Below are 23,639 nucleotides of genomic sequence, written 5' to 3' on the forward strand. Positions count from 1 at the left end.
GCGAGAGTCGCGGCATTACCACCCCCCCGGGAGAATTTTCGATGCTGCGTATTGTTTTTGCCGCTCTGGCCGTATTGTCCGTTTTCTCCGGCCCCGCCCTGGCGCAGGACGGCCCCGTGCCCGACCGGCGCATCGCGATCTCGCGCAACGTCGATTTTCCCGGCGGCGACATCCGCGCCATCTTCGACACCAATTTCGAGGCCTGCGCCCGCGCCTGCCTGAGCGACGCCAGCTGCACCGCCTTCACCTTCAACGCCCGCTCCAACAGTTGCTTCCCCAAGACCGCCGCTGGCGCGCGCAGTCCCTATGAGGGGGCGCTCTCGGCCGTCGTGCTGCCGACCGGCGCGCGGGTGCTGGCCGCGGCCGCCGTCCGCCGGGCCGAGTTGGCGTTCCTGAGCGACTGGGACATCGAAAACGCCCGCGAACAGGCCGAAGGACTGGCCAACCGCCATTACGTCAACGACTGGACGGCCGAGGCGCTGCTGAACGGCGCGCGCGAGGCCCGCGCGCAGGGCAACCTCGTGGACGCGATGAAATTCGCAGGCTCCGCCCTGACGCTGACCGACGCGGCCGACCAGTGGGTCGATTACGCCGACCTCTTGCTGTCGATCCGCACCGACGACCGCAACCAGGCGCGCGCCTATCGCGGGCGGGCGCTGCTGGCGGCGATCAACGGCTACCTCCGGGCCGAGGGCGCGGCGCTGCGCGCCACCGCGCTGGGCGTCATGGCCCGCGCGCTGGAGGCCAATGACCGCGGCCGCGACATGATCCCCGCGCTGCGCCTGGCGCAGCAGCTTTCCCCGCGCGACGACCTGGCCGCGCTGCTGGAGGACGCCATCGGCAAATACGGCTTCCGCATCGCCGAGCACGAGGTCGAAAGCGACGCCGCGGCCCCCCGCATCTGCGCCGTCTTCACCGAGGATCTGGTCAAGGCCGGGGTCGATTACGCGCCCTATGTGCGCCTGCCCGAACCGGGGCTGAGCGTCGCCCACGAAGGCCGCCAGCTCTGCATCGAGGGGGTGGCGCATGGCCAGCGTTACCGCGTGACCTTCCGCGCGGGGCTGCCGGCGGCCAGCGGCGAGACGCTGGCCCGCGACGTCACCCTGACCCAGTATGTGCGCGACCGCGCGCCCTCGGTCCGCTTCCCCGGCCGGGCCTATGTGCTGCCGAAAACCGGCGAGGCGGCGCTGCCGGTGGTCACCGTGAACACCGGCAAGGTGGCGCTGGTGCTGCGCCGGGTGTCCGAGCGCAACCTGCTGCGCGCCTTCCAGGACAATTATTTCGGCCGCCCCCTCTCGGTCTGGGAGGCCGGCGATTTCGAGGGCGCGGTGGCCGAGGAGATCTGGACAGGCACCGGCGAGACCGGGATGGAGCTGAACCGCGACGTCACCACCCGCCTGCCCATGGGCGGGATCATCGGCGACCTGCCCGCCGGGATCTACGCGCTCGAGGCCCGCGTGCCCGGCGCGGACCCCTACGAGAACGCCGCCGCGATGCAGTGGTTCGTGGTCAGCGACCTCGGGTTGGCCACGCTGTCGGGGACGGACGGGCTGCATGTCTTCGTCCGCTCGCTGGCCACGGCGGGGGTGAAAGAGGGCGTCACGGTCACGCTGCTCTCCACCGCCAACCGGGTGCTGGGCGAGGCGGTGACCGATGCCGACGGCTACGCCCATTTCGCCCCTGGCCTGACCCGGGGCAGCGGCGGCGCGGCGCCGGCGCTGATCACCGCGCAGGAGGGGGAGGGCGACATCGCCTTCCTGTCGCTGACCGACCCGGCCTTCGACCTGTCGGACCGCGGCGTCGAGGGGCGCGAGCCCGCGGGGCCCATCGACGTGTTCCTGGCCACCGACCGCGGCGCCTATCGCGCGGGCGAGACGGTGCATGCCACCGCCCTGACCCGCGACGCGCAGGCCGCAGCCATCGCCGGCCTGCCGCTCACCGCGATCCTGACCCGGCCCGACGGGCTGGAATACAGCCGCCACCTGTCGCAGGGCGGCACCGCGGGCGGCCATGTCTTCGACCTGGCGCTCGGCGCGGCGGCGCCCAGGGGCACTTGGACGCTGGCCCTGCATGCCGACCCCGACGCCGCGCCGCTGGCGAGCCAGAGCTTCCTGGTCGAGGATTTCCTGCCTGAGCGCATCGATTTCGACCTCGCCCTGCCCGACGGCCCGATCCGTCCCACCGACCGGCCCGAACTGCGCCTCGAGGCGCGCTACCTGTTCGGCGCGCCGGCGGGCAACCTGGCCGTTGAGGGCGAGGTGGTGCTGGCCCCCGCCGACACGCTCGACGCCTGGCCCGGCTACCGCTTCGGGCTGCATGACGAATACATCGGCGCGCGGCTCAGCGTGCTCGACGAGGGGCTGCGCACCGACGCGGCCGGGCGGCTCGTCACCGCCATCACATTTCCCGAGACCGAGGTCTCGACCCGGCCGCTAGAGGCGCGGCTCAGCGTGCGCGTCTCCGAAGGCTCCGGCCGCCCGGTGGAGCGCCGCCTGACCCGCCGCCTGACGCCCGCCGGCGCGATGATCGGCCTCAAGCCGCGTTTCGACGGCGTGGCGCCCGAGGGCAGCGAGGCCGGGTTCGACGTGATCGGGATCGGCGCCGACGAAGCGCCGGCGCCGATGCGCGTGAAATGGACGCTCAGCCGCGTGACCACCCGCTACCAGTGGTATCAGCTCTACGGCGGCTGGAACTGGGAGCCGGTGACCACCCGCGCCCGCGTCGCCGGCGGCGAGGCGACGATGGAGGGCGGGCGGCTGGCGCTGTCGGCCCCGGTGGACTGGGGCGAATACGAGCTGACGGTCGAACGGATCGACGGTCAATACGCCGATGCCTCGCTGGCGTTCCACGCCGGCTGGTATGCGCCCGCCGACGCGACCGAGACGCCGGACACGCTGGAGCTGTCGCTGGACAAACCCGCCTATCTCCCCGGCGAGACCGCCACCCTGCGGATCGTGCCGCGCTACGCGGGCAAGGCGCTGGTCACGGTGATGTCGAACCACCTGATCGCCATGCGGCCGGTCGATCTGGCCGAGGGCGAGAACATCGTCACCCTGCCGGTGACCGATGAGTGGGGCGCGGGCGCCTATGTCAGCGCCACGCTGATCCGCCCGATGGACGCGCCCGCGGGCCGCAATCCGGCGCGCGCGCTGGGACTGGCCTACGCGCAGGTCGATCCCGGCGCGCGTCAGCTCAGCGCCGCCTTCGACGTGGCCGAGGAGGCCGCCCCGCGCGCCCCGCTGGAGGTGGCGCTGAGGGTCGATGGCGTGACGCCCGGCGAGAAGGCCTATGCCACCATCGCCGCGGTGGATGTGGGCATCCTGAACCTGACGGGTTTCGACAGCCCCGATCCCTCGGGCCATTATTTCGGCCAGCGCAAGCTGGGCGTGGGGATGCGCGACCTTTACGGCCGGCTGATCGACGGGATGACGGGCGTGATGGGCGCGGTGCGCTCGGGCGGCGACGCGGGCGCGCAGATGCGGACGCAGGCCCCGCCCCCGACGGAGGAACTGGTCGCCTATTTCTCCGGCCCCGTCACCGTGGGCGCCGACGGCTATGCGCGCGCCTCATTCGACCTGCCCGCCTTCAACGGCACGGTGCGGCTGATGGGGGTGGCCTGGTCGAAGACCGGCGTGGGGCAGGCCGAGGCGGAGGTTCTGGTGCGCGACCCGGTGGTGGTGACGGCCAGCCTGCCGCGCTTCCTCGCGCCGGGCGACCGTTCGCGCCTTCTGCTGGAGATCGTGCACGCCACCGGGCCTGCCGGCCGGATGGGGCTGGATGTCGCGGCCGAGGGCGTGACGCTCGATGCCGCGGCCATCCCCTCGGGGGTGACGCTGACCGAGCAGAGCAAGGCCACGCTGTCGATCCCGGTGACGGCGGACGAGACCGGCGTCCAGACCCTGCGCGTGGCGCTGACCACGCCCGACGGGCGGGTGCTGACCAAGGAACTGAGCCTGCCGGTCCAGGTCAACGACCCCGAAACCACGCGCAGCAGCCGCTTCACGCTTGGCGCCGGGCAGAGCTTCAGCTTCGGCGCCGATGTCTTCGCCGGGCTGCTCCCCGGCACGGGCCAGGCGACGCTGGCCATCGGCCCGCTCGCGCGGCTCGACGCGCCGGGCCTGCTGCGGATGCTCGACACCTATCCCTATGGCTGCACCGAGCAGATCACCTCGCAAGCGATGCCGCTGCTCTATCTGTCCTCGGTGGCCGAGGCGATGGGGCTGGCCAGCCGCGACACCACGCGCGAGCGCATCGCGCAATCCATCGACGCGGTGCTGGCGAACCAGTCGGCGGGCGGCGCCTTTGGCCTGTGGCACCCGGATTCGGGGGATTTCTGGCTGGATGCCTATGTCACCGATTTCCTCAGCCGGGCGCGTGCCGAAGGGGCGGACGTGCCTCAGACGGGGTTCCGCCTGGCGATGGACAACCTGCGCAACAGGGTAAACTACGCCCCCGATTTCGACGAGGGCGGCGAGGATATCGCCTATGCGCTGATGGTGCTGGCGCGCGAAGGCGCGGCGGCGATCAGCGACCTGCGCTATTACGCCGACGTCAAGGCGGACGCCTTCGCCACGCCGCTGGCCAAGGCGCAGCTGGGCGCGGCGCTGGCCTCCTATGGCGACCAGACCCGCGCCGACGCGATGTTCGCCCGCGCCGCCCGGCAGATGGCGGCCGAGATCGCCGGCGGCGAGCCCGCGCTGTGGCGCGCCGATTACGGCACCGCGCGGCGCGACGCGGCGGCGGTGCTGACGCTGGCCGCCGAGGCCGGCAGCGCGGCGGTCGATCGCGAAAGCCTCGCGGCCTATGCCGCGGGCGGGCCGCAGGCGCGCTCCACCCAGGAGGCGATGTGGACGCTGATGGCCGCCAACGCGCTGATCGACCGCGCGGGCGCGGCGGGCTTCACTATCGACGGGGCGCCGGCCACCGGGCCGCTGGTGCGGATGCTGGAGGACGACGCCGCGGTGCCGGTGGCGTTCCGGAACGGCAGCGGGCGCGACGCGCAGCTGACGCTGACCACCTTCGGCGTGCCGGCGCAGCCCGAACCCGCGGGCGGGCGCGACTACGCGATCAGCCGCAGCTACTACACGCTGGAGGGGCACCCGGTTGACCCCTCCACCGTCGCCGCCGGCACCCGGCTGGTCACGGCGCTGCGGATCGACCCCTTCACCGATACCGAAGCGCGGCTGATGGTCAGCGACCCGCTGCCCGCGGGGTTCGAGATCGACAACCCCAGCCTTTTGCGCGGCGGCGACATCCGGGCGCTCGACTGGCTGGAGCCCTTTGACGGCGCCAACCGGACCGAGTTCCGGCAGGACCGCTTCCTCGCCGCGCTGGACTGGGGACAGGCCGAGCCGTTCACGCTGGCCTATATCGTGCGCGCCACCGCGCCGGGCAGCTATCACCACCCGGCGGCCTCGGTCGAGGACATGTATCGCCCCGACCGCCGCGCCTGGACCGACGCCGGTCGGGTGACCGTCACCGAATGAGGGCGCGCGCCCTTTTTCTGGCGGTGGGGCTGCTTTACGCCGCCGCCGCGGCGCGCGACCGCTTCGACGCCTGGATCGAGGCGACAGCGTTCCCGCCGCTGATCGCCGAAACCTCCACCGAGGTTCTCGCGCGCGACGGCGCGCTCTTGCGCGCCTATACGGTGGCCGACGGGCGCTGGCGGCTGGCGGTCAGCCTCGATGCCGTCGAACCGCTCTATCTGCGCATGCTGATCGCCTATGAGGACAAGCGGTTTTTCAGCCACCCCGGCGTGGATGCGCTGGCCCTCACGCGGGCCGTGGCGCAGGCGGCGTGGAACGGGCGGATCGTCTCGGGCGGCTCGACCCTGACCATGCAGGTGGCGCGCCTGCTGGAGGACAGCGGCACCGGCCAGTGGAAGGGCAAGATCCGGCAGGCCCGCCTGGCGCTGGCGCTGGAGCGGGAGTTGAGCAAGCAGCAGATCCTGGCCCTCTATCTCAACCGCGCGCCCTTCGGCGGCAACCTCGAAGGCGTGCGCGCCGCCACCCGCGCCTATTTCGGCAAGGAGCCCGCCCGCCTGACCCCGGCCGAGGCCGCGCTGCTGGTCGCCCTGCCCCAGGCCCCCACCGCGCGCCGTCCCGACCGATACCCCGACCGCGCCGCGCGGGGCCGCGACCGGGTGCTGGAACGGATGGAACGCGCGGGCGTTCTGAGCGGCGCACAGGCACAGAGCGCCCGGCGCGCGCCGGTGCCGCGCGCGCGCCACCCTTTCCCCGCGCTGGCGCCGCATATGGCCGACCGCGCCCTGGCCGCGAACCCCACCGCGCCGCTGCACCGGCTGACGATCGACGCCACGCTCCAGGCCCAGCTGGAGGCGCTGGCCGCCCGCGCCGTGCTGGGGCGGGGCGCGGCGCTGTCGGCGGCGATCCTCGTCGCCGATCACCGCAGCGGCGAGATCCTGGCCTCGGTCGGCGCGCCCGATTTCACCGACAGCGCGCGGCGCGGTTATGTGGACATGACGCAGGCGCCGCGCTCGCCCGGATCGACGCTGAAGCCGCTGGTCTATGGCCTGGCCTTCGACGAGGGGCTCGCGCATCCCGAAACGCTGATCGAGGATCGGCCCACCGCCTTCGGCCAATACCGCCCCGTCAATTTCGACGGGCAGTATCGCGGCACGATCCGCCTGCGCGAGGCGTTGCAGCAATCGCTGAACATTCCCGTCGTCGCGCTGACCGAGGCGCTGGGCCCGGCCCGGCTGATGGCCCATCTGCGGCGCGCGGGCATGACGCCGGAACTGCCCGGCGACACCCCGGGCCTCGCCGTCGCGCTGGGCGGGCTCGGCGTCACGCTGGAGGACCTCGCGCGCCTCTATGCCGCGCTTGCCAACGGCGGCCGGCCGGTGCCGCTCAGCTGGCGGGCCGATGCCACGCCCGGCGCGCCGGGCCCGCGCGTGCTGTCACCCGAGGCCGCCTGGCAGGTCGCCGACATCCTGCGCGGCACCCCCGCGCCGCCCGCCGCGCCGCAGGGCGTTCTGGCGTTCAAGACCGGCACCTCCTACGGCCACCGCGACGCCTGGGCGGTGGGCTTCGACGGCGCGCATGTGGTTGCGGTGTGGATGGGCCGCGCCGATGGCACGCCGGTGCCCGGCGCCTTCGGCGGGGAACTGGCCGCGCCGGTGCTGTTCGAGGCTTTCGCCCGGCTCAAGCCGCGGCCGGTTCCCCTGCCCCCGCCGCCGCCCGCGGTGCTGCTGGTGTCCAACGCGGAACTGCCGCAACCCCTGCGCCGCTTCCGCCCGCGCGACGCGGTGTTTGCGCCCATGCCCGGGGGGCCTGAACTGGCCTTTCCGCCCGATGGGGCCGAAATGGCGCTGGAGGGCAGCGATCTGGTGGTTAAGCTGCGCGACGGCACACCGCCCTTCACCCTGCTCCTCGACGGCAGGCCCGCGCTGACCGGCCTGCGCGAGCGCGAGGTCACCTTGCCCGCGCCGGGGCCGGGTTTCGTTACCCTTTTGGTGATCGACGCCAACGGGCTGGCGGCGCGGGCGCGGATCAGGCTGCGGTGATGTGGCGATTGGTCAGCGTCTGGCCCGGCGGTCATGCCGGGCCCAAGCGCCACCGCCTCAGATCCGCTCGATCGCCAGCGCGATGCCCTGCCCACCGCCGATGCACATGGTGATCAGGCCGCGCCGGCCGCCGGTGCGCTCCAGCTCATACATTGCCTTGACGGTGAGGATCGCACCGGTCGCACCCACCGGATGGCCCAGCGCGATGGCGCCGCCGTTGGGGTTGACCCTGGCCGGGTCGAGCCCCAGCGCGCGGTTCACCGCGATGGCCTGGGCGGCGAAGGCCTCGTTCGATTCGACCACGTCGAAATCGCCGGCCTTGAGCCCGGTGCGCGCCAGCAGCGCCTCCACCGCCGGGATCGGGCCGATCCCCATCACCTCGGGGCGCACGCCGGCATGGGCGTAGCCGATGACGCGCGCGCGCGGGGTCAGACCGGCGGCATCGGCCGCCTCGGCGCGGGCGAGCACCAGCGCGGCGGCGCCATCATTGATGCCGCTGGCATTGCCCGCGGTCACCGTCCCGTCCTTCTGGAAGACCGGGCGCAGGCCGGCCAGCGCCTCGACCGTGGTGGCCTTGGGGTGCTCGTCGGTGTCGAAGGCGACCGTGTCGCGCTTCACCTTCACCTCGACGGGAACGATCTGGTCCTTGAAGCGGCCTTCGGCGATGGCGCGCGCCGCGCGCACCTGGCTTTCCAGCGCGAAGGCGTCCTGATCGGCGCGGCTGATACCGTGCCCGGCCGCCACGTTCTCGGCGGTGACGCCCATGTGGCCGGTGCCGAAGGGGCAGCTCAGCGCGCCCAGCATCATGTCCTGCGCGCCTGCGTCGCCCATCTTCTGGCCCCAGCGGGCGGCGGGCAGGATGTAGGGCGAGCGGCTCATGCATTCGGCGCCGCCCGCCAGGCCGAAATCGGCATCGCCCAGCATCAGCGACTGCACCACCGACACGATCGCCTGCGCACCCGAACCGCAGAGCCGGTTGACATTCATCGCCGGCGCGCCCTCAGGCACGCCCGCCTGCATGGCGGCGACGCGCGACAGATACATGTCGCGCGGCTCGGTGTTGATGATATGGCCGAAGGCGACATGGCCGATCCGCGCGCCCTCGACCCCCGCGCGCTCCAGCGCGGCGCGGGCGGCGACGGTGCCCAGCTCGATCGGCGGGGTGCCGGCGAGCGACCCGCCGAAGGTGCCGATGGCGGTGCGCGCGCCGGAAAGGATGACGATATCGCTCATGGGGGCCTCCCGATTGTCCCGTTGTCTGGCGCGCAGCCTAATCGGCGCGAACGGCGCGGCACAGGAAAACGTCACGTCGCACAGCGCCCGCAAAGCGGCTGTGCAAGCCCCCGCAACTGTGTATCCTGCCCGCGAAGGAGGCCAGGATGACCTATGACTACCGCCCCTATCCCTATGCCAGGCCGCCGGGGCTGAGCGCGCCGGAACCGGCCCGGCAGGTGATCATCGTGGGCGCGGGGCCGGTCGGTTTGGCGATGGCGATCGAGCTGGCGAACCATGGCGTGGCCTCGGTGGTTCTGGACGACAACAACGTGGTTTCCATGGGCTCGCGCGCGATCTCATGGTCGCGCCGCAGCCTTGAGATCTTCGACCGGCTGGGCATCGCGGAGCGGGTGATGGACAAGGCCGTTCCGTGGCGGCGCGGGCGCATGTTCCGCGGCGAGACGGAGCTGTTCCGCACCGACCTGCAGACACAGACCGAGGCCGAGGGCATCGCCGATGGCCATGCCTTTCCGGTCTTCGCCAACCTCCAGCAATATTACGTCGAGGAATACCTGATCGAGCGCATCGACGCGCTGGACCTCGTCGATCTGCGCGTGCGCAACCGCGTCCTCGCCGTCGAGCAGAGCGACGACGGCGCCCATGTCACGGTCGAGACCCCCGACGGCGACTACGGGCTGCGCGCCGAGTATGTGATCGCCTGCGACGGGGTGCGCTCGTCGATCCGGTCTCGGCTGAAGCTGGAATTCGAGGGCGTGCAGTTCGAGGACCGCTTCGTCATCGCCGATCTGGAGATGGAGACTGACCTGCCCGCCGAGCGGCAGTTCTGGTTCGAGCCGCCCTTCCACGACGGGCGCACCGCCCTGCTGCACAAGCAGCCCGACAACCTGTGGCGGCTGGATTTGCAGCTGAACCCCGATGACGACGCGGAGGAGGCGGTCAAGCCCGACCATCTGCGCCCGCGCATCGCGGCCATGCTGGGGCACGGGAATTTCCGGCTGGACTGGGTCAGCCTCTATTCCTTCCAGTGCCGCAGGCTGGCGGATCTCGTGCATGGGCGGCTGATCTTCGCAGGCGACGCGGCGCATGTGGTCTCGCCCTTCGGGGCGCGCGGCGGCAACGGCGGGCTGCAGGACGTGGACAACCTCGGCTGGAAGCTGGCCGCAGTGCTCCAGGGCCGGGCCGCGCCAGACCTGCTGGAAAGCTACGACCGCGAGCGCGGGCTGGCGGCCGACGCCAATCTGCGCAGCGCGGCGCGCACCGCGCGTTTCATGAGCCCCGCGCCGGGGGCCGAGCGGCTGTTCCGCGACCAGGTTCTGGCGCTGGCCGCCAAGGCCAGCTTCGCCCGGCCGATGGTCGATTCAGGCCGCCTGTCGGTGCCCTGCCGCTTTCCCTCTTCGGGCGCCGACGATTCGCGCCTGCCGCGCGCGTCGCGGCCCGGCTCGGTCGCGCCCGACGCGCCGCAGGGCAATGGCTGGCTGCTGCCGGAACTGGCGGGCGAGCCGGCCCTGCTGGCGCTGGGTGGCGCGGCGCCCGATCTCGGCCTGCGCGTGATCGAGGCCGAACTGAACGAGGCCACCCGCGCCCGCTATCTGGGCGAGGCCGACCAAGCACTCTACCTGATCCGGCCCGACCAGGTGGTCGCCGCCCGCTGGGTCGCGGCCGAGACCGCCGCCATCACCGCCGCCATCACCGCCATGTGGGAGGGACGCCCGTGAAACTGATCGACACCCCCAACCTGCCCGACCCGGACGGGTTCTACGAAGAGTTGCTGGACGCCCATAAGGGGCTCAGCGCCACCGAAACCGCCGCGCTGAACGCGCAGCTGGTGCTGATCCTGGCCAACCATATCGGCGACCGCGAGATCCTGAGCCAGGCGATCGCGCTGGCCCGGCAGGGATGAGCGCAATGCGCGCGCGGGACCGTCGCGACACAGGCTCACTGCCATGAAGCTGGAGGATTTCGCGCCCTTTTCCGAGGCCGAGCAGACGCTCATCGACGAATGCGCGGATCCCGAGCGGATCACCTTCGGCGATGGCGAGCTGCCCGCCGGGGACGACAGCGCGCCCTGCCTGCGCGCGGGGCTCGTCCGGCTGATCCTGCTGGGCGGGGCCGGCGCGCCAGTGCTGCACGACAAGGGCCTGCGCCTGCGCGGGGCGCGGCTGACCGGGGTGCTCGACCTGCAGGGCTGCGACTGCCCGCATGACATCACCTTCTCGGAGTGCCGGCTCGACGAGGCGCTGAACCTGGTCAACGCGCGGCTGAAGGGGCTGCATTTCAGCGGCAGCGCCCTAGCCGGGCTGGCCGCCGACAACGCCAGTTTCACGGGCAGCCTGTTCCTGCGCGACGGCAGCGTCAGCCGGGGCGAGATCAGCCTCGCCGGGGCGCGGCTGGGGGGCGATCTGCAACTTTGCGGGGCCGAGATCCACAGCGACGGGCAGGACGCCCTGTTCGCGCCCGCGCTGAACGTCGAGGGCTCGGTCTTTCTCGGCAACTACCCCTATACCGACGGCGACACCGCCCTGGTCACGCAGGGCATGCTGTTCCTGTCCTCGATCCATGTGGGCCATGACCTCTTCGTGTCGAACACCGCGATCACGCCCACCGAGACCGCGCTGGGCAGCCCGATGTTCGGTGCGACCGAGGCCCACGGCCACGATGTCGCCCTGTCGCTGGAGCGCGCCCGGGTCGGCGGGCTTCTCTATCTGCGCGCCAACCGGATCACCCGCGGCATCGTCAGCCTCGCCGGGGCCGAGGTGGCGCAGCTCACCGACGAGCCCTCCGGCCCCGGCGCCGCCCACCCGATCCGGCTGGATGGCTTCCGCTACCACGATTTCTCGCGCTCCGCCGATACCGCGGTGCAGGCGCGGCTGGACTGGCTCGCCCGCCGGCCCGTGGACACGCCCTTCACCAGCCAGCCCTATGTGCATCTCGCCGATGTGCTGACCCGTATCGGCCACCGCGAGGACGCGCGCACCGTGCTGATGCACAAGGAACGCCTGCTGCATGCCGAGAACCGCCGCCTGCTGATGGCCGAACGCGGCCAGGGGCTGGGCTGGGCCGCGGCCTGGGCCAGCGACGCGCTGCTGCGGGTGACGATCGGCTACGGCTACCGCCCGGTGCGCGCGCTGGTGATGGCGGCGGCGATGATCGCGGCGCTGGGCTGGTTCTATGACCAGTGCTGGCGCGCGGGCGACATGGCGCCGAATTCCGGCCCCATCCAGACCTCCGCCCCCTGGATCGACGCCACGCGCAGCCACCCGGAGAATCCCGGCGCCTTCTGGTCGCGGCCCGGGCAGGCCGGGCAGGACTGGGAGACCTTCCATCCCTATGCCTATGCCGCCGACCTGTTCATTCCGCTGCTGCAACTGGGGCAGCAGGCGGGCTGGGCCCCCTCGACCACGCGCTCGCCCTGGGGGCGGGTCGGCTGGTGGCTGCGCTGGGTGGCCGAGGCGGTGGGCTGGGTCGTCACCGCGCTGGGCGCCGCCGCCATCACCGGGGTGATCCGGCGGGACTGACGCGACCGGGCCGCGGGTTCAGGATTTGCGGAAGACCCAGCGCGGCGGGCGGATCGCGCGGCGCCCCTCTTCGGTCAGCTCGAACACCGCGCCGCCCTCGATCACCACCGCCGAGACCGGCCCGCCATAGGCCGCCCCGGTGTCGAGGTTCAGCCGGTTGCCGTAATGGGTGACGCGCTCCACCGGGGTGTGGCCATGCACGATCAGCGCGCCGTGGTCGCGCCGGTCGTCGTGGAATTCGCCGCGGATCCAGACGAGATCGTCCTCGGACTGCTCCGCCAGCGCCAGGCCGGGACGGATGCCCGCGTGGCAAAAGAATACCCCGTCGCGCGCGTAGCTGGGGCGCAGACCCTCCAGCAGGGCGACATGCGCCGGCGGCACGAGGCGACGCGCCTCTTCGTGGATCTCCTCCGCCGGGCGGTCCGGACTGACATCCACGCCGTAGGAGGCCAGCGTCGCGCGCCCGCCGATGCGGTCCTCCAGCCAGTGCAGGTCGGGGCGGCGCGGATCGCGCTCCTCGGGCGCGCGCAGGAACAGCGCCATCATCCGGTCGTGATTGCCCTTCAGAAGCACCCAGTTCCGCCCCTCGGCCAGCCCCTGCAGCAGGAACGCCAGCACGCCGCGACTGTCAGGTCCGCGATCCACATAATCGCCGAGATGGACCACCGGCGCCACCTCGTCGCCCAGCCGTGCGCGGTCGGCCGCGATCCGGCGGTGCACCTCGCGCAGGTGGTCGAGATGCCCGTGGCTGTCACCGATGGCATAGCTGCGCATGTTGCCCCCTTGCCGAAATGGAACGGCCCGCCGCAGTGATGCGACGGGCCGTCCGGCGTTTCAAGTCCTTAGCCCTCAGAGGTCGAAGGACAGCGGGCGCACCTGCACGAAGAGGCCGGTCTTGCGCAGCTCGTCCAGCACGTCCTCGGGCAGCGGGTTGTCGAGGTAGAGCAGCGCGATCGCGCTCTCGCCCACGCCGGTCCGGCCCAGGGTGAAGTTGGCGATGTTCACGCCATGCGCGCCCATGGTCGCGCCCAGCGCGCCGATGATGCCCGGCACGTCGCGGTTGGTGGTGTAGAGCATGTGATGGCCGATCTCGGCGTCGATGTTGATGCCCTTGATCTGGATGAAGCGCGGCTTGCCGTCCGAGAACACCGTGCCCGCGATCGAACGCTCGCGCGTGTCGGTGACCACGGTCAGCTTGACATAGCCCTCGAACACGCCGGACTTGCCCTGCGTGGTGCGCGAGATCTTGATGCCCTTGTCCGCGGCGATCACCGGGGCCGAGACCATGTTCACATCCGGGTTGGCGGGCTTCATCACGCCGGCGATCGCGGCGCAGTTCAGTGCGTCGAGGTTCATCTCGGCGGCGTAGCCGTCATAGAGGATGTTGATCGCCTTGATCGGCTCGTCGGTCATCTGGCCGATGAAGGCGCCCAGGTGGCCGGCCAGCTTGATCCAGGGGCCCATCACCTTGGCCTCCTCGGCGGTGACCGAGGGCATGTTCAGCGCGTTCTGCACGGCGCCGGTCAGCAGGTAGTCGGCCATCTGCTCGGCCACCTGCAGGGCGACGTTCTCCTGCGCCTCGGTGGTGGCCGCGCCCAGGTGCGGGGTGCAGACCACGTTGGGCAGGTTGAACAGCGGGTTCTCGGTGGCCGGCTCCTCGGAGAACACGTCGAAGGCGGCGCCGGCGACATGGCCGTCCTTCAGCATCTCGGCCAGGGCCACTTCGTCCACGAGGCCGCCGCGGGCGCAGTTGATGATGCGCACGCCCTTCTTGGTCTTGGCCAGGTTCTCGCGGCTCAGGATGTTGCGGGTGCTGTCGATCAGCGGCACATGCAGGGTGATGAAGTCGGAACGCTTCAGCAGCTCGTCCAGCTCGACCTTCTCGACGCCCATCTTGTCGGCCTTCTCCTGGCTGAGGAAGGGGTCGTAGGCGACGACCTTCATCTTCAGGCCGAGCGCCCGGTCGCAGACGATGCCGCCGATGTTGCCGGCGCCGATCACGCCCAGCACCTTGCCGGTCAGCTCGACACCCATGAATTTCGACTTTTCCCACTTGCCCGCATGGGTCGAGGCGCTGGCCTCGGGGATCTGGCGGGCGACGGCGAACATCATGGCGATGGCGTGCTCGGCGGTGGTGATCATGTTGCCGAAGGGGGTGTTCATGACGATCACGCCCTTCTTGGAGGCGGCCACCTTGTCGACGTTGTCGGTGCCGATGCCGGCGCGGCCGACGACCTTGAGGTTGGTGGCGGCCTCCAGAACCTTTTCGGTCACCTTGGTGGCCGAACGGATGGCAAGACCGTCATAGTTGCCGATCACCTCCAGCAGCTTTTCCTTGTCCTTGCCGATCGAGGGGTCGAAATCGACCTCGATGCCACGGTCGCGGAAGATCTGGACGGCGGTTTCGGAGAGCTTGTCGGAGACGAGAACTTTGGGAGCCATTTTCGTGGTCCTTTGGAATATGGAATGGGGGTGGGTGCGCGCCATCGCGCACCCTGCATGTCAGTCCTGCGCGGGCGGGCCCGCGCGCGGCTTATGCCTGAGCGGCGATCTCGGTCTCGAAGGCCCAGTTCAGCCAGGGCATCAGCGCCTCGATGTCCGAGGTCTCGACCGTGCCGCCGCACCAGATGCGCAGGCCGGCGGGCGCGTCGCGATAGGCGCCGATGTCATAGGCCACGCCCGCACCCTCCAGCCGCTTGGCCACGGCCTTGGCAAAGGCGGCGCCGTCGGCGATGCGGTCGTCGGTGAACTTCAGGCAGACCGAGGTGTTCGAGCGCGTCGCCGGGTCAACGGCGAGGAAGTCGATCCAGTCATGCTCGGCCACGAATTTCCCGATCACGGCGGTATTGGCGTCGGCGCGCGCGATCAGGCCCTTCAGCCCGCCCACCGATTTCGCCCAGTCCAGCGCAACGAGGTAATCCTCGACCGCCAGCATCGACGGCGTGTTGATGGTCTCGCCCACGAAGATGCCCTCGATCAGCTTGCCGCCCTTGGTCAGGCGGAAGATCTTGGGCAGCGGCCAGGCGGGGGTGTAGCTTTCCAGACGCGCCACCGCGCGGGGGGAGAGGATCAGCATGCCATGCGCCGCCTCGCCGCCCAGCACCTTCTGCCACGAGAAGGTGGTGACATCGAGCTTGTCCCAGGGCAGCTCCATCGCGAAGGCGGCCGAGGTGGCGTCGCAGATGGTCAGGCCCGCGCGGTCGGCGGGGATGAAATCGCCGTTCGGCACGCGGACACCGCTGGTGGTGCCGTTCCAGGTGAAGACCACATCATTATCGAAATCGACCGAGGCGAGGTCGACGATCTCGCCGTATTCGGCGGTCTTGACATCGGCGTCGATCTTGAGCTGCTTGACGACATCGGTGACCCAGCCGGCGCCGAAGCTTTCCCAGGCCAGCATCTCGGCCTTGCGCGCGCCCAGCAGCGACCACAGCGCCATTTCCACGGCGCCGGTGTCCGAGGCGGGCACGATGCCGATGCGGTAGTCGGCGGGGATGCCGAGGATCTCGCGGGTGGTCTCGATCGCGGCCTTCAGCTTGGCCTTGCCCACGGCGGCGCGGTGCGAACGGCCCAGCGGCGCGTCGGCGAGCTTGTCGAGAGAGAATGTGGGGATTTTGGCGCAGGGGCCCGAGGAAAAACGCGGATTGGCCGGCCGCGCGGCCGGAGCTTCGATAGCCATTGCTGGTATCCTTCCAGATATATGCCCCTCGTTGGGGAGGGGTGTCCCACGGACGCAGATACGGGGCTTTCTGCGCTGGCACAAGCGGGAAAGCTGCGATATTGCGCCGCGTGAACGCCTGAAACCGCCCTCTTTGTCCACTATCGGAAACCCACCCATGTTCACCGCAACCCTTCTGTCCGCCCCCACCGCCCGCAATCTCGAGGCCGCGCTGGTCGAATCGCTGCGCAATGCCTGGGGCGGCGGCGACGCGGTCTGGCTGGCGCCCGACGAGGCGGCGGAGTTCGACCTGCCGCAGCTGCCCGACAACCGCTGGCCGGTCTGGGAGGAGATGCAGAAGCTCGGCATCGATCTGGTGATCCAGCCCGCCGAGGGACGGAAGAAGAAGATGCTGATCGCCGACATGGACAGCACCATGATCCAGCAGGAATGCATCGACGAACTGGCCGTGGTGGCCGGGATCGGCCCCCGCGTGGCCGAGATCACCGCCCGCGCCATGAACGGCGAGCTGGATTTCGAGGGCGCGCTGCGCGAGCGCGTGGGCCTGCTGAAAGGGCTCGACGCCGGTGTGATCGACCGGGTGCTGAAAGACCGCATCACCTTCATGCCCGGCGGCCGCGCGCTGGTCGCCACCATGAAGGCCGCGGGCGGCTACGCGGTGCTGGTCTCGGGCGGGTTCACCAATTTCGCGGCCAGGGTGGCGGCGGATCTGGGCTTCGACGAGCACCGCGCCAACACCCTGCTGATCGAGGACGGCCGGCTCACCGGCGAGGTGGCCGAGCCGATCCTCGGCCGCGAGGCCAAGGTCGCGGCGCTGAATGAGGTCAGCGCGCGGCTGGGGCTGGGCCATGATTCGGTCATGGCCGTGGGCGACGGCGCGAATGACCTCGGCATGCTGGGGCTGGCGGGCGCGGGCGTGGCGCTGCACGCGAAGCCCAAGGTGGCCGCGCAATGCGACATCCGCATCAACCACGGCGACCTGAGCGCGCTGCTCTATATCCAGGGCTACGCCCGGGACGCCTTCGCCGCCTGAGCTAGCGCAGCGCGGCGGCGGGGCGGATCATCCCGGTCTCGATGCCGCGCCAGTTGCGGACCGGCGCATCCATGCGCCGGCGGGTCGCCGGGTGAAAGGGGTCGAGCACCCCGAGCTTCACCAGCAGCGCGGCGATGGCGCATTCGCTGGCGCGCGTGGCGCCGTCCACGATCTTCAGCGCGATGCCCAGCTTGTGCTCGGGCAGCATGGCCACGAACACCGCCTCGGCCCCGGTCTTGAGCGCGACGCGGCCGTCCATGGCGCGCATCAGCTCGGTGCAGGCACGGCCCTCGCCCGCGACCAGCTCGGGAAAGGCGCGCATCGCGTCGCGCAGCCGCGCCGCGGCGCGTTCGCGGCCGGAGCCGCCGTCGATATCCGCCCCTGCGAAAAAGCCCATCGCGCGGGCCAGCCCGTGCACGGTGGTGGCGAAATTCGGGGCCGAGCAGCCGTCGATGCCGAAACCGGGGCTGTCCATGCCGGTCACGTCCTCGAAGGCCTCGCGCACGGCGCGCTGCACGGGATGGGCGGGATCGACATATTCCGGCCCCGCGCCCAGATGCCGGGCCAGGGTCAGAAAGCCCGAATGCTTGCCCGAGCAGTTGTTGTGCCACTGGCAGGGCTGGCCGCCGGCACGGATCATGGCGTTGCGGGTGTCGGTGTCGCGGGGCACCTCGGCGCCGCAGCGGAAGGCCTCATCGCCCAGCCCCAGTTCATCAAGCCAGCTCCGCACCATGTCGGTGTGGATCGGCGCGCCCTGGTGCGAGGCGCAGGACAGCGCCAGCCGGTCCTCGCCCAGCCCGAAGGCCGCGGCCGCGCCGCTTTCGACCAGCGGCAGCGCCTGGATCATCTTGGCCGAGCTGCGCGGCAGAATCACCGCGTCCGGGTCGCCCCAGGCATGCACGATGTTGCCCTCCGCGTCGCAGATCACCGCATGCCCTCTGTGCCGCGATTCCAGGAACTCGCCACGCCAGACCTCGACCATCTCCACCGCTTGCGCCATCTCGTCCTCTTTCCTCACGCATGCGCGATTTTCTGCCAACGGGGCTTTCAAAAATCGGCTGGTTTACGTTAGTCTCCGGCATATCGAGTTGAAATGCACGCCGCCACCGGAAAAGGTGCGCTAAACGGCCAGACGGGGCGTGCGACAGAGGCAACGGCAGCTGGAGGCTGTGAGACATATGACATCTTGGATGCGACGCGGAATTGCCGGGGGACTGCTGGCGCTGACCGCCTTCGCGGTGCAGGCGCAGGAATCGACCAACCGGGTCGCCGCGAAAACCGACTGGTCCGTCTTCGTCGAGGACGACCCGACCGAATGCTGGGGCGTTTCCAGCCCCAAGGAAACCGTGAACATGCGCGACGGCCGCGTCGTGGCGGTGCGCCGCGGCGACATCCTGCTGTTCGTTACCTTCCGGCCCGGTTCGGGCGTGGCGGGCGAGATCTCCTTCACCGGCGGCTATCCCTTCGCCGAAGGCTCGACCGTGCAGATGGTGATCGGCGACCAGACCTTCGAGCTGTTCACGCAGAACTCCCGCGACGACAGCGGCGAGCTGGTCGGCTACGCCTGGCCCGCCTCCGCTTCCGACGACGCAAAGATCCTGACCGCGATGAAGCGCGGCGCGGCGGCCGAGCTGACCGCGCGCTCCAGCCGCGGCACCGTCACCAAGGACACGTTCTCGTTGCTCGGCTTCACCGCAGCGATGGAAGAGGCCGAGGCCCGCTGCGGCAGCTGACGCGCCGCGCATGAGACCGTGGCCATCGGCCGGCGTTTCTGAAACCAGGGCAGCGCCCGCCGAATTGGGGGCGGGTTGGGCGCCGCCCGGCGCAAGCGCCGGGCCGCAGCCCTGACCGACGCGCCCGCCACGTCCCTGGCGCCCCGCCCCATGTCCAGACGAGAGCGCCTTGCGGCCGCCTCCTATTTATTTGCGCCGGCGAATCCTATATGTAAGCCCGCTATTCCCTTGGAGACGCGCGACATGACGGCCACGGCCCCGATCACACAGGATGTTGTCACGATCCCCCGCAAGCTGCCGGAGGGTGAGAAGGTGAACCTTGTCGGCCTCACCCGCGACAAGCTGCGCGAGGCGCTGATCGCCGCCGGCACGCCGGAAAAACAGGCAAAGATGCGCGTGAACCAGATCTGGCAGTGGATCTACCAGAAGGGCGTGCGCGATTTCGACGACATGACCAACCTGGCCAAGGATTACCGCGCGAAACTGGCCGAGCATTTCGTGATCCAGGTGCCCGAGGTGGTGTCGAAACACGTCTCGGCCGACGGAACGCGCAAATACCTGGTGCGGATCGCCGGCGGGCACGAGGTGGAGGTGGTCTACATCCCCGAAACCGATCGCGGCACGCTCTGCGTCAGCTCGCAGGTGGGCTGCACGCTGACCTGCTCCTTCTGCCACACCGGCACGCAGAAACTGGTGCGCAACCTGACCGCGGGCGAGATCGTGGGTCAGATCATGGTCGCGCGCGACGATCTCGGCGAATGGCCCGAGCCCGGCGAAGGCAGCGGCGAGCGCCCGCGCCTGGTTTCCAACATCGTTTTGATGGGCATGGGCGAGCCGCTCTATAATTTCGAGAACGTCCGCGACGCGATGAAGATCGCCATGGATGGCGAGGGCATCTCGCTTTCCCGCCGCCGGATCACGCTTTCGACCTCGGGCGTGGTGCCCGAAATCGCCCGCACCGCCGAAGAGATCGGCTGCATGCTGGCGGTCTCCTTCCACGCCACCACAGACGAGGTGCGCGACAAGCTGGTGCCGATCAACAAGCGCTGGAACATCGAGGCGCTGCTGGAGGCGCTGCGGGCCTATCCGAAACTGTCGAACTCGGAACGCATCACCTTCGAATATGTGATGCTGAAGGGTGTGAACGACAGCGACGAGGACGCACGCCGTCTGGTCAAGCTGATCTCGGGCATCCCGGCCAAGATCAACCTCATCCCCTTCAACGAATGGCCCGGCGCGCCCTACCAGCGCTCCGACTGGGAACGGATCGAGGCCTTCGCCGACATCGTCTACAAGGCCGGCTACGCCTCGCCCATCCGCACCCCGCGCGGCGAGGACATCATGGCCGCCTGCGGACAGCTGAAATCCGCGACCGAGCGCGCCCGCAAGTCGCGCCGCGAGATCGAGGCCGAGGCGGGGCTGGGCTGAGGCGCCCCGGCGCGCTTGCGCCACGCCCGCCGCCTCCCGACCCTGACGGCCATGCGGACCGTGGCGGGGGGCGATCGGCCACGCCGAATGCGATCACAGCCATCCGGGCGGGAGCGGTTCTGACGGCGCTCGGCCTCCTGCCGGCGCCCGCCCGCGCCTGCGACGTGCCGGGCAACCTCGCCGAGATGCGCCGCGCCGTGACCGACCTCACCAACGCGCAGCAACGGCTGGCGGGCCTGCCCGCCTTCGGGCGCGACGAAAGGCTCGGCCGGGCCATGCAGGGCCATGCCTGCCGGATGGCGGAGACCCGCACCCTCTCGCATGACGGGCCCGGCGGGGCGACGGTGATGACGCGGGTCGCCGCGGCGGGCTGCCCCTTGGGCCTTCGTGGCCGCGGGCCAGACAAGCGCACGCGCCGTGGCCGATGCCTGGATGGCCTCGCCCGCCCACCGCGCCAATATCGAAAACGCGACCGGCCGCGAGATCGGCGTCGGCTGGGCGCGGGACGCCGGCCGGTCCTACTGGGTCATGGTGCTGGCAGCGCGGCGCCAGAGGCTAGGCCGCCTTGCCGGGCCAGGTTCCGATGATCTCGACCGCCTCTTGGGCCGTCTCGACATAGCGGAACAGCTCCAGATCCTCATGCGCGATGGTGCCGGCCTCGGCCAGCGCCTGCCAGTTGATGATGTTTTCCCAGAATGCGCGGCCGAACAGCAGGATCGGCACCGGGCACATCCGCTTGGTCTGGATCAGGGTCAGCGCCTCGAACAGTTCGTCGAGCGTGCCGAAGCCGCCGGGGAACATCGCCACCGCGTTGGCGCGCATCAGGAAATGCATCTTGCGGATGCCGAAATAGTGGAAGTTGAAGCACAGCTCCGGCGTGACCCAGCCGTTCGGCCTCTGCTCGTGCGGCAGCACGATGTTCAGCCCGATCGACACCCCGCCCGCGTCGGCCGCGCCGCGGTTGCCGGCCTCCATGATGCCGGGGCCGCCGCCGGTCACGATCACGTTCTCGCGGTTGCCGTTCTTCTTGCTTTTCAGCGTCATAAGGCGGGCAAATTCCCGCGCCTCGGCGTAATATCGCGTCAGTTCGGCCAGGGTCTCGGTGCCGGCGGTATGCTCCTGCCCCGGTTCGGGGATGCGGGCGCTGCCGAACAGCACGATGGTGCTCTTGATGCCGTATTCCTGCATCAAGAGCTCGGGCTTCATCAGCTCCAGCTGAAGGCGCACCGGGCGCAGTTCGTCGCGCAGCAGGAACGCATCATCGGCAAAGGCCAGCCGGTAGGCGGGCGATTGCGTCTGCGGGGTGACGGGGATCTCGCGCGCGGTTTCGATATCCTGAAGGGCATCGGGAAAGACCCGGGATCGGTCGTCCGTCATGGCGCGTCCTTTTCTCCTGTGCCGCTGCGTTGCCTAAGACCCTTTCTGCGTCTATAGGCTCGGGGCTGATGAGGCCAGTCACGTTTTCGGAGGAACCCATGTCCAACGCCCAGCTCGAAGCCGCAATCGAAGCCGCCTGGGAGGCGCGCGACACGATCAACCCGCATACCGGCGGCGAAACCCGCGAGGCGATCGAGGACACGCTGGCCGCGCTGGACAGCGGCACGCTGCGCGTGGCCGAGAAGCTGGAAAGCGGCGACTGGCACGTCAACCAGTGGGCCAAGAAGGCGGTGCTGCTGGGCTTCCGCATCAAGGACATGGAACTGCAGGACGGCGGCCCGCAGGGCTCCGGCTGGTGGGACAAGGTCGACAGCAAGTTCAAGGGCTGGGGCGATGCCGAATGGAAGGCCGCGGGCTTCCGCGCGGTGCCCAACTGCGTGGTCCGAAAATCGGCCTATATCGCGCCCGGCGTGGTGCTGATGCCCTCCTTCGTGAACCTCGGCGCCTATGTCGACGAGGGCACGATGGTGGACACCTGGGCGACCGTGGGCAGCTGCGCCCAGATCGGCAAGAACGTGCACCTGTCGGGCGGCGTCGGCATCGGCGGCGTTCTGGAGCCGATGCAGGCCGGCCCCACCATCATTGAGGACAACTGCTTCATCGGCGCGCGTTCCGAGGTGGTCGAGGGCTGCATCGTGCGCGAGGGCTCGGTCCTCGGCATGGGCGTGTTCATCGGCAAGTCGACCAAGATCGTAGACCGCGAGACCGGCGAGGTGATGTATGGCGAGGTGCCGCCCTACTCGGTCGTGGTCGCGGGCTCGATGCCGTCGAAGAACGGCGTGAACCTCTACTGCGCGGTCATCGTCAAGCGCGTGGACGCGCAGACCCGGTCGAAGACCGGGATCAACGAACTCCTGCGCGATTGAGCGCCGGCGGGTTCCACCCACCGCATCGGGACATCATGAACAAGACAACCAAATCGCGGAAACAACAGGTCTTCACCCTGCTGGTCCAGGTCGGGCGCAAGCCCGACGACGGGCTGCCCGAAGGCGCCACCGGCGCCGGGCTGATGTGCTACGCCTCCGGCGTGGACGAGGCCGAGGCGGTGCGCGAGACCGTGGCCGTGCTGAAACAGGCCGGCCTCGCGCCGCTCGACGTCACCGGCTACGGCACCGCCGAGGAACGCCGCGCCCAGGGCCACGAGATCGCCGAGGACGAGGCCGGGCTGATGGACCGCGCGCTGGAGGAAAACGCCGTGATCGTCGCCCAGATGACGCCGTTCTACGGCGACGAAGATGCCGACGGTCTTTCTTGATCTCGACGGCACGCTGACCGACCCGAAGCCGGGGATCACCCGCTCGGTCGTGCATGCGCTGGAAAGCCTCGGGCTGGGCGCGCCCGATCCCGACAGCCTGAACTGGGTGATCGGTCCGCCGCTGGTGGAGAGCTTCGAGAAACTCGGCGCACCCGACCCGCAGGCGGCTCTGGCGGCCTATCGCGCGCGTTACACCGACGTGGGCCTCTACGAGAACCGGGTCTTCGACGGCATCCCCGAGGTTCTTGCCGGGCTGCGTGCCGCGGGCCATGTGCTGCACCTGGCCACCGCCAAGCCGCATGTCTACGCCCGCCGCATCACCGCGCATTTCGGGCTGGCCCGGCACCTGACCCTGGAATTCGGCCCCGAACTGGACGGCACCCGCAACGACAAGGCCGATCTGCTGACCCACGCACTGGAGATCACCGGCGCGCGGGCGGAGGCATCGGTGATGATCGGCGACCGCCACCACGACATCGACGCCGCCCGCGCCGTGGGGATGAAGGCGATCGGGGTGCTCTGGGGCTACGGCCCGCGGGCGGAACTGGCGGGGGCGGATCGCCTCGTCGCCACCCCCGCCGAGATCGGCCCGGCGGTGCGCGCGCTTCTGGGGTAGGCCCCTTCGGAAATTCGGAACGCGTCTCGCGGGGCGCTGAGGGCGGCGCCCAAGCCAGGCTGGGCGCGAAAAGCGCCCTCCCGGGGGGAAGGTCGGGCGCTGCCCGGGCTGACGCCGGGGCGGGACGGGTGGTCGGGGCCAGGCCCAAGGTTCGGCGACCTGTTTCCCGCTGACACGTTGCA

Annotated in this window: 17 protein-coding genes; 11 read left to right on the forward strand and 6 right to left on the reverse strand. The window is 70.4% G+C overall.

The features are described 5' to 3' along the window. Positions 1 to 41 precede the first annotated feature (41 nt). Together KCI33_RS00055 and pbpC are read left to right on the forward strand one after the other, a co-directional pair. Positions 42 to 5,486, forward strand: a complete 5,445-nt coding sequence (locus tag KCI33_RS00055; RefSeq protein WP_212522706.1) for an alpha-2-macroglobulin family protein — start codon at positions 42 to 44, stop codon at positions 5,484 to 5,486. Next, positions 5,483 to 7,525, forward strand: coding sequence for a penicillin-binding protein 1C (gene pbpC / locus KCI33_RS00060; protein ID WP_212522707.1), 2,043 nt, complete (start codon positions 5,483 to 5,485; stop codon positions 7,523 to 7,525). The genes KCI33_RS00055 and pbpC overlap by 4 nt, the downstream gene beginning before the upstream one ends. 57 nt (positions 7,526 to 7,582) lie before the next feature. On the opposite strand, the gene KCI33_RS00065 is transcribed toward pbpC, so the two are convergent. Beyond that, positions 7,583 to 8,758 carry an acetyl-CoA C-acyltransferase family protein gene (locus tag KCI33_RS00065; protein ID WP_212522708.1) on the reverse strand — a complete coding sequence of 392 codons (1,176 nt, stop codon included), beginning with the start codon at positions 8,756 to 8,758 and terminating at the stop codon, positions 7,583 to 7,585. A 146-nt stretch (positions 8,759 to 8,904) separates the two neighbouring features. Between KCI33_RS00065 and KCI33_RS00070 the strand changes: the two genes are divergently transcribed. From KCI33_RS00070 to KCI33_RS00080, 3 genes are read left to right on the forward strand one after another with little or no spacing between them, the layout of a single operon-like run. Further along, a complete protein-coding gene (locus KCI33_RS00070) occupies positions 8,905 to 10,476 on the forward strand; it encodes an FAD-dependent monooxygenase (RefSeq protein ID WP_212522709.1) in 1,572 nt (523 codons plus the stop codon). Beyond that, positions 10,473 to 10,661 carry a DUF2783 domain-containing protein gene (locus KCI33_RS00075; RefSeq protein WP_212522710.1) on the forward strand — a complete coding sequence of 63 codons (189 nt, stop codon included), beginning with the start codon at positions 10,473 to 10,475 and terminating at the stop codon, positions 10,659 to 10,661. The genes KCI33_RS00070 and KCI33_RS00075 overlap by 4 nt, the downstream gene beginning before the upstream one ends. A gap of 43 nt (positions 10,662 to 10,704) precedes the next feature. Then, positions 10,705 to 12,276 carry a hypothetical protein gene (locus KCI33_RS00080; protein WP_212522711.1) on the forward strand — a complete coding sequence of 524 codons (1,572 nt, stop codon included), beginning with the start codon at positions 10,705 to 10,707 and terminating at the stop codon, positions 12,274 to 12,276. Positions 12,277 to 12,294: 18 nt separating this feature from the next. Here KCI33_RS00080 and KCI33_RS00085 read toward each other — a convergent pair whose 3' ends face one another. The 3 genes from KCI33_RS00085 to KCI33_RS00095 all read right to left on the reverse strand — a co-directional run bounded on the left by KCI33_RS00085 (position 12,295) and on the right by KCI33_RS00095 (position 15,955). Next, positions 12,295 to 13,050, reverse strand: a complete 756-nt coding sequence (locus KCI33_RS00085; protein ID WP_212522712.1) for a metallophosphoesterase — start codon at positions 13,048 to 13,050, stop codon at positions 12,295 to 12,297. Positions 13,051 to 13,125: 75 nt separating this feature from the next. Beyond that, on the reverse strand, positions 13,126 to 14,718 hold the full coding sequence (serA, locus tag KCI33_RS00090) for a phosphoglycerate dehydrogenase (RefSeq protein ID WP_212522713.1): 1,593 nt from the start codon (positions 14,716 to 14,718) through the stop codon (positions 13,126 to 13,128). Positions 14,719 to 14,809: 91 nt separating this feature from the next. Continuing rightward, positions 14,810 to 15,955 carry a phosphoserine transaminase gene (locus tag KCI33_RS00095; protein WP_212522714.1) on the reverse strand — a complete coding sequence of 382 codons (1,146 nt, stop codon included), beginning with the start codon at positions 15,953 to 15,955 and terminating at the stop codon, positions 14,810 to 14,812. Between the two features lie 157 nt (positions 15,956 to 16,112). Between KCI33_RS00095 and serB the strand changes: the two genes are divergently transcribed. Further along, positions 16,113 to 16,988, forward strand: coding sequence for a phosphoserine phosphatase SerB (gene serB / locus KCI33_RS00100; RefSeq protein WP_212522715.1), 876 nt, complete (start codon positions 16,113 to 16,115; stop codon positions 16,986 to 16,988). 1 nt (position 16,989) lies between these two features. On the opposite strand, the gene KCI33_RS00105 is transcribed toward serB, so the two are convergent. Next, positions 16,990 to 17,988 carry an asparaginase gene (locus KCI33_RS00105; RefSeq protein WP_212522716.1) on the reverse strand — a complete coding sequence of 333 codons (999 nt, stop codon included), beginning with the start codon at positions 17,986 to 17,988 and terminating at the stop codon, positions 16,990 to 16,992. 190 nt (positions 17,989 to 18,178) lie between these two features. Between KCI33_RS00105 and KCI33_RS00110 the strand changes: the two genes are divergently transcribed. Together KCI33_RS00110 and rlmN are read left to right on the forward strand one after the other, a co-directional pair. Then, on the forward strand, positions 18,179 to 18,721 hold the full coding sequence (locus KCI33_RS00110; protein ID WP_249138827.1) for an invasion associated locus B family protein: 543 nt from the start codon (positions 18,179 to 18,181) through the stop codon (positions 18,719 to 18,721). 243 nt (positions 18,722 to 18,964) lie between these two features. Continuing rightward, a complete protein-coding gene (rlmN, locus tag KCI33_RS00115; protein ID WP_212522718.1) occupies positions 18,965 to 20,149 on the forward strand; it encodes a 23S rRNA (adenine(2503)-C(2))-methyltransferase RlmN in 1,185 nt (394 codons plus the stop codon). A 555-nt stretch (positions 20,150 to 20,704) separates the two neighbouring features. Here rlmN and KCI33_RS00125 read toward each other — a convergent pair. Then, on the reverse strand, positions 20,705 to 21,526 hold the full coding sequence (locus KCI33_RS00125) for a TIGR00730 family Rossman fold protein (RefSeq protein ID WP_212522719.1): 822 nt from the start codon (positions 21,524 to 21,526) through the stop codon (positions 20,705 to 20,707). Between the two features lie 98 nt (positions 21,527 to 21,624). On the opposite strand from KCI33_RS00125, the gene dapD reads away from it, so the two are divergent. From dapD to KCI33_RS00140, 3 genes are read left to right on the forward strand one after another with little or no spacing between them, the layout of a single operon-like run. Beyond that, on the forward strand, positions 21,625 to 22,452 hold the full coding sequence (gene dapD / locus KCI33_RS00130) for a 2,3,4,5-tetrahydropyridine-2,6-dicarboxylate N-succinyltransferase (protein ID WP_212522720.1): 828 nt from the start codon (positions 21,625 to 21,627) through the stop codon (positions 22,450 to 22,452). Positions 22,453 to 22,487: 35 nt separating this feature from the next. Further along, entirely contained in the window at positions 22,488 to 22,841 is a 354-nt protein-coding gene (locus tag KCI33_RS00135) for a hypothetical protein (RefSeq protein WP_212522721.1), read from the forward strand. Next, a complete protein-coding gene (locus tag KCI33_RS00140) occupies positions 22,822 to 23,457 on the forward strand; it encodes an HAD hydrolase-like protein (protein ID WP_212522722.1) in 636 nt (211 codons plus the stop codon). The genes KCI33_RS00135 and KCI33_RS00140 overlap by 20 nt, the downstream gene beginning before the upstream one ends. Positions 23,458 to 23,639 lie beyond the last annotated feature (182 nt).

The organism is Actibacterium sp. MT2.3-13A (assembly GCF_018139985.1).
In the GTDB taxonomy this organism is placed as follows: Bacteria; Pseudomonadota; Alphaproteobacteria; order Rhodobacterales; family Rhodobacteraceae; genus JAGSOU01.